The sequence below is a fragment of the Paenibacillus sp. FSL R7-0273 genome, assembly GCF_000758625.1.
In the GTDB taxonomy this organism is placed as follows: domain Bacteria; phylum Bacillota; class Bacilli; order Paenibacillales; family Paenibacillaceae; genus Paenibacillus_AQ.
The window spans coordinates 2856587-2870850 of the sequence record NZ_CP009283.1 but is presented as its reverse complement, the minus strand read 5'-3'; the positions used below and the strand labels follow the sequence as shown (position 1 = coordinate 2870850).

11 protein-coding genes are annotated in these 14264 nt (G+C 52.2%); 4 read left to right on the top strand and 7 right to left on the bottom strand.

The annotated features are described in order from the left end of the window. The first annotated feature begins 30 nt into the window (after nt 1-30). Nucleotides 31-741, top strand: coding sequence for a response regulator transcription factor (locus tag R70723_RS12130; RefSeq protein WP_039872301.1), 711 nt, complete (start codon nt 31-33; stop codon nt 739-741). Next, complete coding sequence (locus tag R70723_RS12125) at nt 722-2149, top strand: sensor histidine kinase (protein WP_039872299.1); 1428 nt, start codon at nt 722-724, stop codon at nt 2147-2149. The genes R70723_RS12130 and R70723_RS12125 overlap by 20 nt, the downstream gene beginning before the upstream one ends. An 85-nt stretch (nt 2150-2234) precedes the next feature. Here the strand turns inward: R70723_RS12125 and R70723_RS12120 are convergent, their stop codons facing one another. Next, nucleotides 2235-2582: an Asp23/Gls24 family envelope stress response protein gene (locus tag R70723_RS12120; protein WP_039872297.1), complete on the bottom strand. Its 348-nt coding sequence runs from the start codon at nt 2580-2582 to the stop codon at nt 2235-2237. A gap of 29 nt (nt 2583-2611) precedes the next feature. Beyond that, on the bottom strand, nt 2612-3706 hold the full coding sequence (locus R70723_RS12115; protein ID WP_039872295.1) for an AI-2E family transporter: 1095 nt from the start codon (nt 3704-3706) through the stop codon (nt 2612-2614). 378 nt (nt 3707-4084) lie between these two features. Here R70723_RS12115 and R70723_RS32045 point away from each other — a divergent pair, with 378 nt between their 5' ends. Both R70723_RS32045 and R70723_RS12105 read left to right on the top strand, forming a co-directional pair. Then, entirely contained in the window at nt 4085-5899 is a 1815-nt protein-coding gene (locus R70723_RS32045; RefSeq protein WP_052421285.1) for a sensor histidine kinase, read from the top strand. Next, complete coding sequence (locus tag R70723_RS12105; RefSeq protein WP_039872294.1) at nt 5892-7499, top strand: response regulator transcription factor; 1608 nt, start codon at nt 5892-5894, stop codon at nt 7497-7499. Before R70723_RS32045 ends, R70723_RS12105 begins: the two co-directional genes overlap by 8 nt. Before the next feature lie 37 nt (nt 7500-7536). Here R70723_RS12105 and R70723_RS12100 read toward each other — a convergent pair whose 3' ends face one another. The 5 genes from R70723_RS12100 to R70723_RS12080 form a co-directional block, all read right to left on the bottom strand. After that, complete coding sequence (locus R70723_RS12100; RefSeq protein WP_231574871.1) at nt 7537-8142, bottom strand: CPBP family intramembrane glutamic endopeptidase; 606 nt, start codon at nt 8140-8142, stop codon at nt 7537-7539. A gap of 626 nt (nt 8143-8768) precedes the next feature. Continuing rightward, entirely contained in the window at nt 8769-10421 is a 1653-nt protein-coding gene (locus R70723_RS12095) for a glycoside hydrolase family 43 protein (protein WP_039872289.1), read from the bottom strand. A gap of 25 nt (nt 10422-10446) precedes the next feature. After that, a complete protein-coding gene (locus R70723_RS12090; RefSeq protein WP_039872288.1) occupies nt 10447-12450 on the bottom strand; it encodes a beta-galactosidase in 2004 nt (667 codons plus the stop codon). A gap of 36 nt (nt 12451-12486) precedes the next feature. After that, nucleotides 12487-13311, bottom strand: coding sequence for a carbohydrate ABC transporter permease (locus R70723_RS12085; protein ID WP_039872287.1), 825 nt, complete (start codon nt 13309-13311; stop codon nt 12487-12489). Nucleotides 13312-13323: 12 nt separating this feature from the next. Beyond that, a complete protein-coding gene (locus tag R70723_RS12080) occupies nt 13324-14214 on the bottom strand; it encodes a carbohydrate ABC transporter permease (protein ID WP_039872285.1) in 891 nt (296 codons plus the stop codon). Nucleotides 14215-14264 lie beyond the last annotated feature (50 nt).

The following is a 14264-nucleotide window of genomic DNA, read 5'->3' as shown; positions in this document are numbered from 1 at the left end:
TTAGACCGCTATACTGGCCAGGGGTGATGGATTATATATACGATACTGATTGCTGACGACGAGCCTGAAATTGTTGAATTGCTGCAGCTTTACCTTGAAAAAGACTACCATATTCTAAGCGCTTCATCCGGATTAGAGGCCCAGCTTCTGATCCGGGAGCAGTCTGTCGATCTGGCGATTCTCGATATTATGATGCCGGGGATGGACGGGCTGCAGCTGCTGAAAAGCATCCGCGGAGCCTATCACTTTCCCGTCCTGTTCTTATCCGCCAAGAGCCAGGATCATGACAAAATACTGGGACTGGAGCTTGGTGCCGACGACTACATAGCCAAGCCCTTCAATCCGCTGGAAGTTGTGGCGAGAGTGAATGCCCTGCTGCGCCGGGTCCATCATTTTGATGTGCCAGTCCTTGCGCCGGAGCCTGAGGTGAAGCAGCTTGTGCTGGGGGCATTGACTCTGGATCTGAAGGAATGCGTGCTGTATGTATCCGGGGAGCCGGTTATGCTGACCTCTACCGAGTATAAAATCCTTAAGCTGATGATGGAGGAGCCGGGCCGGGTCTTTACCCGCAAGCGGATTTATGAAGCTGTGTGGGAGGATTTCTACATGTACGAGGATAACAGCATCATGGTGCATATCAGCAACATCCGTGAGAAAATTGAACGTGATTCCAAAAAGCCGGAATATTTGAAGACGATCCGCGGACTGGGGTACAAAATCAATGCGCCTGTGGAAAACTAGACAGCAGCGGCCGCTGCAGGCATCGCTGGCCATTGACTTTCTGCGGTTTCTGCTGATTGTGCTGTTTACAGTGACCGTAATTATATTCGGCACCTATGCCTTTATGCAGCTGGATGTTGCGCAGAAGCTGCAGGATTACCAGCTGGCTGACCCGGACCTGAAGACGCAGGCCAGCCGGTATCTGGACAATCCGCAAAGCGGGCCGGAAACGGCCAAACTGCTGCGCAGCGAAGGCTGGCTGGAGGTGCTGGACAGCAGCAAGACGGTCCGCGAGGTCATCGGCAGTAAACAGGATGATCCGCACAGCTATACTGAGGAGCAGCTGTATACATTGCTTGAGAATGATCCGGATCAGGCTTACTACGTGTCCCTGGCAGATTATCAGCAGGACGGGTTCACGGGCTGGCTGCTGCTGAAGCTTCCCCGGGACCGCATCGATATCACGATTAACAGCTATCCGTTCATGTCTCATGTCAATCAGTCTGTGACCTTCTATATCATGCTTGGCGCAATGCTGCTTCTGCTGCTTGTTGTTACGTACAGCTATTCCGTTGCCCGCCGTATCCTGAAGCCGCTGAAGACTATTATCCAGGGACTCAAGGAAATGATTCAGGGAAATTACAGCACCCGTCTTACGGTCCATGCCGAGAAGGAATTTGAGCAGATGGCCGAGACCTTCAATTACATGGCGGATATGATTGAACGCACGACCATTGCCAAGCAGCGGGCTGAGGACAGTAAGCAACGGATGATTATGGATTTGTCCCATGATCTCAAAACCCCGATCACCAGTATTCAGGGGTACGCTCAGGCCCTATATGAAGGCCGGGTAGAAGACGCCGAGCGGCAGCGGAAATATTTACTCTACATTTACAACAAGTCCTTCCAGGTCACCCGGCTGATCCAGAATATGATGGAGCTGCTCAAGACGGATTCTCCGGATTTTCTGCTGAAAATGGGCCGTCATGAGCTCGGTGATTTCCTGCGGGAGATTATTGCCGGCGCCTACGGGGAAATTGAACAGAAGCAGTTCACCCTGCGGCTTGAGGTGCCTGACCACGACGTCTACGCCCAGTTCGATCCTGAGCTGCTGTCACGTGTAGTCCAGAATCTGATTGCCAATGCGCTATCCTACAATCCGCCGGGTACGACACTACGGGTCGGGCTGGCTACAAGGCCGGAGGCCGTAGTCATTGAAATTGCCGATAACGGTGTAGGCATCCCTAAGGAGCTGCAGGCCACCATCTTTGATCCCTTTGTCCGGGGGGATGAGGCAAGAACAGCCTCCGGCGGGACAGGCCTGGGACTGGCAATCGCGCGGAAGAATACGGAACGGATGGGCGGAACACTTGAGCTGTCCGGATCCAGGCAGGAAGTGACGGTGTTCACCATCACTATTCCCCTCTAACCCCAAGCACAGCAAAGCGGCAGTCAAGGAGAATTCTCATCCCCTTGAGCTGCCGCTTCTTTGCGCTGCTTCATGTACAGTGCCATTATTGCGCTGCAACAACACCGACCACTGTCACATTTACATCCGTCACCTGCAGACCGGTCAGCTTTTCAATCCGGCTCTTGATGCTCTGCTGCAGAAGCTGGGCCAGCTGATGAAGCGGTGTGCCCAGGGTAATAATCGGGAAGAGCTGGACCGACAGCTCACTGCCGCTGATTTTCACCTTGATCGCCTTGTAAAATTCCTCCCGCTTCTTCCGTTTGGTGCTGCCTTCCACAAGCGCCTGCACCGCCTCAGTCTCCTGGACAGCCATTCCGGCTATTTTGGATATAACCTGCTGTGACACCGTCAGCTTTCCTACACAATTCGAGTCCTTGTCCGGTTGATTCATTCTGCTTCCTCCTTCAGCTCTCATAATGCCTACAGTCCCTCCCACTTCTCCTTGAGAAACAGCTGGTATGTATGCTTGGATATAATCTTGATTACCATGTACACAGGAATGATAATCAGCATACCGATAATTCCGAAGAAATTCCCCACTCCCAGCACAAGCACCGTCGTTGTAATCGGATGAATGTCGAGGCTTTTGCCAAAAACCAGCGGTGATATTATATTATCCTGAATCTGCTGGGCAAGCAAAATAATGATGAGTGACCACAAGCCTACCATAGGTGAGACTGTCAGACCAATGATCACAATTGGAACAGAGGAAATGATCGCTCCGAAAAAAGGAATAAAGTTCATAATGAAGGCAATCAGCGTCAATACGAGTGCGTAAGGCAGCCCGATCATCAGGAATCCAAGATACATCAGTATGCCCAATGCCAAATTGACGATGACTCTGCTCACAATATAGTTGCTGAGTGCGCCATCAACTTCACCTGTAATCGTATGTGCCCGCTCCCGGAAACGCCTGGGTACCATACGGACAAAGGCCTTGCCGAACTTGTCCCCCTCCTTAAGCATATAGAACAGCAGGATCGGAAATGTGAACAAAATGATGGCCAGATTGGACATCGCTGAGAACAACCCGGTAACATAGCTGGTCAGCAGCGTAAAGCCCTGGCTTAAATAATCATTTAACTGGGACAGCAGACTGAAATCCTCGGGAAACAGCTTGGCGAAGAAGCCTGACTGCTCCAGCTCTGTCATTTTATCGCTTACGATATCGAACAGCTGCGGGGCATTCTGCACCAGTGTCAGCAGCTGTGATTTCAGCGGAGGCCAAACCCCGCCAAAAAATCCGATTAACAGCACGCCAAGCACCAGATAGATCAGCAGAATAGCCTGCGTGCGCTTCAGTGTCCAGCGCTTGATCTTCCAGCGCTCCATCAGCGGCAGCAGCGGCCGCAATAAATAGTAGAAGAACACCGCCAGCAGCACCGGAATAAGAATAACGCCCGTCAGTGACTTGAACGGCTCAAAAATAAAATCGACCAATGACCCCACATATACAATAAGCAGAACCAGCAGTATTGCCTTACCTATCGTCAGAAATTTGTTCAGCTGCTTCATCTGCCACCCCCTGGCCCGTTAACAACCCGGCAGCCGGAGCACGCCGATTGCTGGTTTTGTTACAACTGTACCCCAGCAATCTTAATGCTGCCTAAGCTGAACCTAAAGATTAGCTAAATAATAGCCGGGCAGGCGGCAGACTGGCTATTCAGGCTGAATGCCAGCTTGGCAAAGATATAGGCTCCATTATAGTTGATAATCATTCTCAATACAATGGAAATACATATTATCCTCCGCCCTGCCCCCTGCTCAGGTAACCCCTGTCAGTAGAGAAAAAGTGCATAAAGTTGAAGATTGTCGAATGTTAGCCGGGGATGATTGTCCTCCCTATGGGTGAACGATATACTGGAATGAAGATAGAGGGGGCATGGCAAGCGCATGGTTGAACCTTTTTTTAATACCAGTCTGAAAACGAAAATTGTCATTGTGTTTGTTGTGATGATTACCCTGATTACGTCGGCTCTCGGGCTGTACTCGTTCCATACCTCCAAAAAACAGATTGTTAACAAGGTCAGCACGACCAATCTGTCGGTGATCCGGCTGATCGATAATAATATCATAGAGATGCAGAAAAGCATCAAAGACTGGGTGACCGTCTTCAGCCTCTCCCCTGTTGTGCAGGATGCGCTGCAGAATGAGCCGGACGGCAACGTGGATCTGGAATCACAAATCTATTCGGGGACGATGTCCGCCATTATGAATCAGATGCTGGTTACCGGCAATTTCGATTACCTGTCCCTTTACGGGCAGGAGGAGCAGCCGCTCTATCAGGTTGCCACCGATGACAGCAGCGGTCCTGGCAGCTACAGCGGGATTGTGTCCAGCGATGTCTATAAGCAGACCCTGGAGTTTAACGGCGCCTCCTACTGGTATCCGCTTAACGCCGCCAATAATGTCTTTATCGATGTGAACCGCAATGAAAAAATCGCCATGAGCCGGATTGTCCGCAGCACGCTGAACGGCCGGAACATCGGGCTGATCTTCGTCGGTATTAACACCGAAACGATCCGCAAGCGGTATCTGAAGGATCTGTATGACGAGTCCCATGGAATCATGATTCTTGATCAGAACGGCGTACCGTTTCTCACTGCCGGGAAGTCTTTTTACAATGAAAAGGAGCCGCTGCAGCTGCCAAAAGCCGGGAACGGTGCGCTAGACGGCTCACGCATTATCAGCCTGAACGGGGAAGAGCTGCTGCTGACCTACACTCAGAGCAACGCAGGCTGGCAGATCCTCTATGCGGTTCCGCTGGACACGCTGACCAAGGAGCTCAATTCCATCAAGCTGTTCGTCGTCATTGCTATTCTCGTGAGCCTGCTGCTGAGCATACCGCTGATGCTGGTGCTGTCCAATTTTCTGACCGCTCCGATCAAGAAGCTGCTGTATTCCATGCGGCGTTTCCAGAACGGGCATTTTGACGAAAAGGTGGAGGTGCGCTACCGGGATGAAATTGGCCTGTTAAGCCGCGGCTACAATACGATGGTCGGCAATATCAAGACTCTGGTGGATGAAGTGTATGTCCTGAAGCTCAAGGAACAGGAAGCAGAGCTCAAGGCGCTGCAGTCGCAGATCAATCCGCATTTTCTCTATAACATGCTGGATACGATTTTTTGGGAGGCGGAAAGCGCCGGCCAGGACAAAATCAGCGAGATGGTCATCAATCTGTCCCGGCTGTTCCGGCTCAGTCTGAACCGCGGCAAAAGCTTCACCAGCGTAGCCAAAGAAAAAGAGCTGATCCAGCTCTACCTGTCCCTGCAGCAGATGCGCTTCCGCGACAAGCTCAGCTATTCGATCGATATTCCGGATGCCCTCGATAACCTTGTCATTCTGAAGCTGAGCCTGCAGCCGTTCATTGAGAACGCTCTGGTCCATGGTATTGAGCGCAAGCGTGAGGGCGGTGCAGTCAGTATAACCGGGGCGATGGACGGCGGGTACCTGCGTTTTGTCATTGAAGACAACGGCATCGGCATGGATGAAGCAACGATTGCGAAGATTACCGAGGTTCAGGAGGAAGACGACATTCACACCGGCGCGAACACCGGCGGATATGCGGTAGCCAATGTGATCCAGCGTTTCCGCCTGTATTATAAGGATCAGTTCAACATCCGGTATTCCAGTGAACCCGGGTCAGGCACCCGTGTAGAGCTGATCATTCCTGTCACATCAGAACCCTTGGAGGAGAACCATGATTAACTTAATGATCGTCGACGATGAAGAGCGGGCCAGAACCGGGATCAGAACACTGATCGACTGGGCCAGCCATGATGTGGAGATTGTAGCCGAGGCGGGAGACGGTGTGGAAGCCCTTGAGCTGATGCACAAGCACCATGTGGATATTCTGCTGGCCGACATCCGGATGCCGGAGATGGACGGTCTGGCCCTGATTGAGCGGGTTAAGCGTGACTTCCCGCATGTGAAGTCGGTGATTATGAGCGGCTATAATGATTTTCATTATGTCAAAAAAGCGATCGCACTCGGCGCATCCGACTACCTGCTGAAGCCGAGCAGACGCCAGGAGATTACCGATACCATTGTCAATGTGGTTAACGGGATTCTGGAGGAGAAGCGGCAGACTGCGCATCTGAAGCGGTTAACCGAAGGCTTCCGCGAGAGCCTGCCGCTGCTGAAGGAACGTACGCTCAGCCAGCTGGTCCTGTCCGAGGAGGTCTCCTATGACAAAATCCGGGACAGCCTGGAGCTTAACGGAATTTATTTTCCCTATGACTATTTCGCCGTCTTTGTCATGCAGCTGGATAATCTCCATACCCTGCAGAAGAGCTATACGGCGTTTGAACTGGAGCTGCTGAAATACGGGCTCAAAAATATCAGCGAGGAAACCGTGCGCCAGCCGAATATCGGCCTGAGCTTCGAGCATCAGGATGATATCATCGCTATCCTTAACATGCCTGTTGAGCTGGGCAGCTCTGAGCTGCTGGCACTGGCCGGGGAATTCCAGTCCAATGCCAAAAATTATCTCAAGCTCGGCGTTTCCGTCGGCATCGGCGTTACCGGCACCCAGCTGCCTAGCCTCAACCTGTCCTACAGCTCAGCCATAAGCGCACTGGATGACCACTATGCCCTCGGTCCGGGCAAGCTTGTAAATGCCCAGGATAGCCGGGCGGCTGAGCACGGAAGCTGGTCCTATCCTATTTTACAGGAAAAAACAGTGCTGCTGAGTGTAATGAACGGCGACGCGGACAGCATCCGGGAGAGTCTCGCCACGTTCATGTCATCCCTTCCATCTTCCAAGGAACAGATTGTCAGCTGCTCGCTTGCGCTTTATTTTGCCCTGTATAAGCTGTATATCGAGAAAAATGCCGGCGGAATGGACGATTTCGGCATGACTCTGCAGGACAACATCCAGAGTATTTCCAAGGAAGATCCGGAAGGTATCAAGAGTGAGCTGCTTACCGCCGCCGTCAAAGTTAATGAGCTGCTGAATGCCAAAAAGAACAAAAACAAGCTGTTCGAATCCATCCTTGCTTACATTGAAGAAAATTACTATAAGGACATCAGCCGCGAGACGGTAGCGAATGAGGTGTTTATTACCCCGGGCTATTTGAGCCTGCTGTTTAAGCAGCAGATCAAGACTAATTTCCTCGACTATCTGCACAAAATCCGCATCGACCAGGCCTGCCTCCTGCTCAAGGACCGCAGCCGCAAAATCGGCGACATCGCGATGAAGGTCGGCTACAACGATGAGAAATACTTTTTCCAGGTGTTCAAAAAGTACACCGGCTTCACGCCCAACCAGTACCGCAATAATCTGGATGAGACGGGATTAAACTTATAATCCTCTTAATCTGAGGCTCCGCCGCTATTCCCTTAAGCTATGTATTCAAACGGGCAGCAGTCCTCTTCAGCACTAGCACACCGCTTATTAGTGCTATGTTGATGATAAGGACGACAACGCTGCCCTCTATGGCATAGCCGCCGCCTGACAGTAAGGATGCGCCGTGATAGCTGCTGTTATAGAGCTTCGGATAATCGCCTGCTAATGAGACTCCGCCTAAAATAACCGCCCCTGCTGTGTTCCAGACAAAATGGGCCAGAACCGGTGCTAGTAAGGTGCCTGTGTATTCCAGCAGCAATGTCATGAATAAGCTCATCGTTACAACATTCAGCACCGGGATAATCCCCGCTTCAAAGGCTCCGCCATGCATTAAAACAAATAATAGTGTGGTTATCGCGGCCGCCGCCAGCCTGTTGCTGCTGCGTTTCCATAGCTGATACAAATAACCTCTCACCAGCAGCTCCTGCATCGCCACATTTAACAGTGACGCCAATATCCAGATCCATATGTAATTTACCTCATTCCGGCTATGTATCGCCATCGTATCTGTCAGCAAGAGGACGGCCACTACGCTCCCCAGCCATAAAGCACCTGCCGCTATCCCCAGTAATATGTTTCTGAAGAAATGTTGTGCTAATGGCACCCTTAACCTCCCCCGCTCAATGAATTTCACAAAAAGTACAGTAAATAATACGGCTGCCGCCAAAGGCGCGAACTCCCACCACAGGCGACGGATTGCAGGATTGCTAAAGGGTCCATCGGGTGTAAAAGAAACTGCCGCCGCCCAGCCGGCAAAAAACAGAACTGTTTTTACAATGGTGCTCACAGGCTTGTTCATACTTGGCTCCTCTTTCTCTTTAGGATATAGTAAGTTGCCCGGCTCATCCCGGGCATCCTAACTTTAGACGCATGTGAGGGTGGATTGCACTGCAGCCAGCCGGGGAGTGTTGGCTGGGTGTTAGGATTTGATTCAGGCCGCCGGATAAGAATAGATGTATTTTGTGCAACTAAAAGCAGCTGAAATGAGCAGCAGCGCCGGATAACTGCATTCTGTGCAACTAAAGTTGCATGAATCAGCCTAAATCGGCCCTTTTGCAGCATTTTAGTTGCATGGAATGCAGTTATAACGCTGTTTGGAGCAAAAACAGGCGTTTTAATTGTACAAAGTGCAGGTAAGTGTGGATGGTGCGGTGAACATAGCTTGTTTGCCGCCTGGCTTGCCATACAAAAAGACCAGCCTGGTGATTCGGCTGGTCTTCTGCTGTGGTGTTAATTATGCTCCCGATACTCAAAGTAATCGAAATCGGCTGTGATCTGTCTGCGGTAGGAATCCTGGCAGTTGATCCCGGCGAAGGCGCCGGTGAAATGTCCGGAGGTGGAGTATTCATCTGAGCACTTGGTGCCGTCCAGCTCCGGGCCCACCTGCTGCCACTGCTCCCCGTCCGGCGAGGCGGAGAAGGTCAGCATTCCCTCACTTAGCTCGGCGCGGAGATAGACTCTTTCCCAATTCGCGACCGGCAGCCGGGACTCCGTAAGCTCAACCTTGGTGCCGTTGTCGGCGTACAGGATACCCAGACACTTCCCTCCAAGGCTCTCACTATAATAAATCCGCAGATAGTAGAACATATTCTGGTCATAGAAGAGCGTAAGTCCGGCTGACTGATGATAGTTCTCCGGCGTAAACTCCACACAGGTCTCTACCGTTGCATTAACGGACTGCAGGCGGCGTGCCACCAGGCTTTGCTCATGCAACGAGAATAGCGATTGCCGCCCGCGCAGCCGCAGGTAGCCCGGCCGGGCCGACAGGGAGGCCCAATCCTCGTCAATCGGAACGCGCAGGGAGCTCAGGTGAAGGTTCCACTTCCCGCTGTCAAAGTCCTCTCTGGCCGGTTCCGGTGCGAACGGATGAGGCGTGAGCTCAGGAGCGGGAGCCTCGGTCAGGGCCGTTTGTCCGCCGCCAATCATGCGCAGCCAGCCGTCTTCCGTCCATTCACATGCCTGAAGGGCCGTTTCTCTGCCCAGCATACTGCGGATTTGCGGCAGCACCGGCCGGGCACATAGATGCGCGATGTACCACTCCCCGTTCTGCGTTTCCACCAGCGAGCCGTGCCCGCTTTTTTGCAGCAGAGAATCCGGGTTATATTGGTACGGCTTAAGGTAATCATCCACATTCCGCCGGTCCAGATTAACCAGCCTGGCGGATGTAATAATCGGATTACACGGGTCGGACTCGTAAGGTCCGAACAATTCGCGCGATCTCGCCATAGTAACACCGTGCCCGAAGCCGGTCCCGCCCTCAGCGGTCATCATATAGTAATAGCCGTCCCGCTTATAGATATGCGGAGCCTCCATGCAGCCCATATCCGTTGCCCCGCGGAAAATGCTGCGCGCTGTGCCAATCAGCTCCTGCCGCACCGGATCATACTGCTGAATAACTATTGAGCCGGGATGCTCGTACCCTTTGCGCGTCTCCCACTCCAGGTTAACCAGCCATTTACGCCCGTCATCATCATGGAACAGTGAAGGGTCGAAGCCGGAACTGTTGAGATAGATGCGCTCCGACCAGGGGCCAAGAATGCTTTTGGCCGTGACCACATAATTGTCCAGGTCAAACGCGTTGCCGTTTGTGCTTCTCATAATCGTGTAAATCAGGTAAAAGATCTGCTCCTGCTCATCATAGGTCAGGCACGGTGCCCAGACACCGCCGGAGGCCTCGATCCCCTTCATATCCAGCTGATCCGGCCGGTCCAGCGCATAGCAGAGCGTCTGCCAGTTCACCAAATCTCTGGAATGATGAATCTGCACACCGGGGAACCATTCAAAGGTGGATGTCGCCATATAATAATCGTCACCGACACGGAGAATCGACGGATCGGGATTAAAGCCCTTCAGTACCGGATTTTGAATTTTAACGCTAGTCAATGTACTCCCTCCTCCCCTCTATCCGCTATACCTGCTCCAAAATAATCTGCACACCCCAAGGCGCAAACTCAAGCTCACTTTTTGCAGCAACTACGTTACCTGAGAGCAATTCAATTCCACCTTTGACCGGACGTACTCCCGTCACCTGTTTGCCGGAGTAGTTGTAATAGAATCTGACCGGAGCCCCATCACGGTTAACTGCGGATTTCACGATCAGCGGGAAAACATATTCTTGCTGCTCTGCCCACAATCCGGCTGTCTGTAGTGTATCGCGCACGATAACGGCCAGATCGGCAGAGTCCATCATACAGCCGACATAGGTTGCTGTACCTTCGCCGAAGGTATTCCGCGTGGCCGCCGCATAATTGCCCCATTCCGGATGGTCATAGGAGGCGAGCACTTCAGCGGTTCCCGGAACCAGCAGCTCCATCCAGCTGCTGACCGTACCGGCTCCGCCTTGCGGGAACAATCTCCCGGTAAGTCCGGTCTCTGCACCCGGCGTGGCAAACATGCTATAGCCCATTCCGCAGGCTTCGCTGATGATGCCCGGCTGCTGCACCGTGCGCACCTTGACCTGCTCGTCGGTAAAGCCGCTTTTGAAGGAATACAGGACGTGGCCGCCGCCCTTCACATACTCATTAAGCGCCAACAGTGCTTCATCCGATACCGCGTACAGAGCCGGCACGACAATCAGAGCATATTCATGGAGATACGGGCTGGAAGCCTGGATAAAGTCACATTCCGCATTCATCCGGTAGAACGCATCATACAGCCAGCGCACCACATCATTATAATTCTTGCCGTCCGGCAGCTTGAACCATTCCATCGCCGACAGCGCCTCGTTGCTGATCATAAAGGCGATTTTGTTCTTCTTCACGAGTCCGGTCAGCTGCGGGCTTAGACGTGCGAAATCTGCTCCAACCGTGCAGGCTTCCTTATAAACCGGGTTAGGCAGAAAATCATGGCTGAGCAGCCCCTTCCAATACGTTTCAAAGGAATTGTGGATCGAGTGCCAATGCCAGTAAGCCACCATGTTCGCACCAGAGCCGATATGACTGAAAGCCAGCAGCCGGAGCTGCCCCGGATAAGGTGTCCACTGCGGAAAGGCCTGGGCCTGTGTCTCCAATACCAGATAATTGCTGCGCTTCACGGAGCGTGAAATATCTCCGCCAAAAGCGATCTCGGCCCCGGTCAGCTCAGACTGGGAAGGATGATAAATATCCACACCGGCAATATCGAACGGCTCAGCCGCTGCAAAATGGTCCACCGAAGGCTGAACGCCGAAGGAATGCCCTCTCCACTCATAGTCGAAATTCTGGGTTACGAATTGACCCGGCTGCTTGTACTCATTAACTATCGACACCTGCCAGGCCAGAAAATCATTCACCAGCCCGCGCTGGAAACGGGCAAACTCAGCCCCCAGGCTACCGTTAATCGTACCGGCTACGGACGGAAAGTCCTCCCAGCTGTCGATCCGGTTGCTCCAGTAATCGAGACCGAATTGATGGTTGATTGTTTCCAGGGTTCCGTAGGTATTCCGCATATATTTCACAAATTTCAGCTGGACATTGTCGCCCGCTGTCTCGTAATGCTTGGTTTCATTATCGGTCTGGTAGCCGATGACTGCCGGATGCTTATGCACCCGCTCCAGCAGCTTGCGGATGATCCGCTCGGCATAGAACAGGTAGACCGGATGCGTGATGTCCATAATCTGCCGGGCACCGTATTTCCCGCGTCCCGCCGCAGTGACTGCCAGCACATCCGGGTGCTCCTTGACCATCCAGGCAGGAATGGCGTAGGTCGGCGTTCCGACAATGACATGGATACCGGCCTCATGCATAGCATCAAGTACGCGGTCTACGGATGTGAAGTCGAACACCCCGTTTTGCGGCTCATGCGTGCTCCAGGTAGATTCGGCAATCCGCACAGTATTGATTCCTGCCTCTTTCATCATGCGGATATCTTCAGCAAGCCTCTCGTAAGGCATGTATTCATCGTAATAGGCAACCCCATATAGCAGCTTATCCATTGCTTCATTCTCCTTTTGACCTAAAGTAACGTATCCTTAGCCCTTCACCGCGCCTGCAGTAACCCCTTTGGTAATCTGCTCGTTAAAGATGGCGTAAATAATGATCGCAGGCACCGAGGTCAGCACCATAACCGCAAACTGTGAACCGTAATCCGAGGAATACTGGCCGGTAAAGTTCATGACCGAGAACGGCAGCGTTTTGAGCGAATCCTTGCTCAGGAATGTGGAGGCCATAATAAATTCATTCCAGCAGTTCAGGAAAGTTGTTACGACAATAGTCACCAGGGCCGGAGCGGTCAGCGGGGCAATTATGCCGAATACAATCCGGTAAATGTTCGCGCCGTCGATTACTGCCGATTCTTCCATCGCTTTAGGAATGGAGCGCAGAAAGCCTGTCAGCATAAAGGTCCCGAGCGGTACAGAGACTGCAGTATAAGGAAGAATCAGTCCGAGATAGGAATCCGTTAAGCCCAGCGATTTAAAAATAGCAAAGTTAGGCAGCAGTGTCGCATGAATCGGAATCATAATGCCGAGCAGGATTACAGTAAAGAACAGGGAGCGCAGCTTCCACTGCATCCGTGTAAACGCATAGCCCAGCGTAAGTGATAGAACAACCGTCAGTACAATCGTAACCGCCGTTACAAAAAAGCTGTTGAAGAAATACCGGGCAAACTTGCCGTCCACCCACGCGTTAATGTAGTTCTGCCACTGCGGGGCATCCGGCCATTTCAGAATGCTGGAGGAATAGAACTCGCTGCTGCTTGTAAAAGAAAAGTTCACCAGCCAGATGAACGGGAACAGCTGCACCGCGGCGATGATCAGGAAGAACAGCCAGAGCATGATTTTAGTATTTTTCTTCATGGTGCTTCCCCCTTAGTATTCGGTAGCATCGCTGCGGGTCAGCTTGTTGCTCAGGTAAGTGAACAGCAGACACACGGCAATGAACAGGATGGATATGGCATTGGCATAGCCGTACTGGCTGGCCGAAAAAGCTTTGTTATACAGATACACAGCGAGGAACTGGGTAGAGTCGCCGGGACCGCCGTTGGTGGTCAGGAATACCATCTCCATCTGCTTCAAGGCAGTGATCATTGCCAGTGTTATCTGAACTGTAATGACCGGCATAAGCAGCGGGACGGTGATGCGCAGATGCAGTTTGAAGCCGGAGGCACCATCCAGAGATGCCGCTTCATACAGGTCTTCCGGGATACCCTTGACTCCCGCATAGTAGAACAGAAGGCCCCAGCCGAAGCCGGCCCAGATCAGAATGACCAGCATGGAGACGAGTGCAGTGCTGCTGTCGCCCAGCCAGGCATGCTTTAGAGCGCCAAGTCCTACAGAATCAAGCAGTTTATTAAGCACGCCGAAGGTCGGATCAAGCAGGGATAGCCACATTTTTGAAATAACCACGACGGAGATGACACTGGGAATGAAGAAAATGGTCCGGAACCACTTCTCGGCTTTACCGCCGATCCGGTCCAGCATAATGGCGAAGAAAATGGCAATCGGATGCTGGATAATAATAAAACCCAGGCCCAGCAGAACCGCATTGCGTAAGGAAAGCCAGAAGCGGCTGTCATGAAACAGCAGCTCGGTATAATTGCCAAGTCCGATAAACGTCGAATTCGTTCCGGGTGCAAGCGTATCGCGGAATGAGTAGTAACCGCTCAGTACAATCGGGGCCAGAAAGGTTAGTGCGAAAAGTAAAATGCCGGGAAAAACAAACAGAAAGATGGCCAGCTTGTTGTTAAGCACTTTATGCATGGGCGTTTCCTCCATCCTCCGGACGGACAAAGGGCAGGGAGTTCACTTAA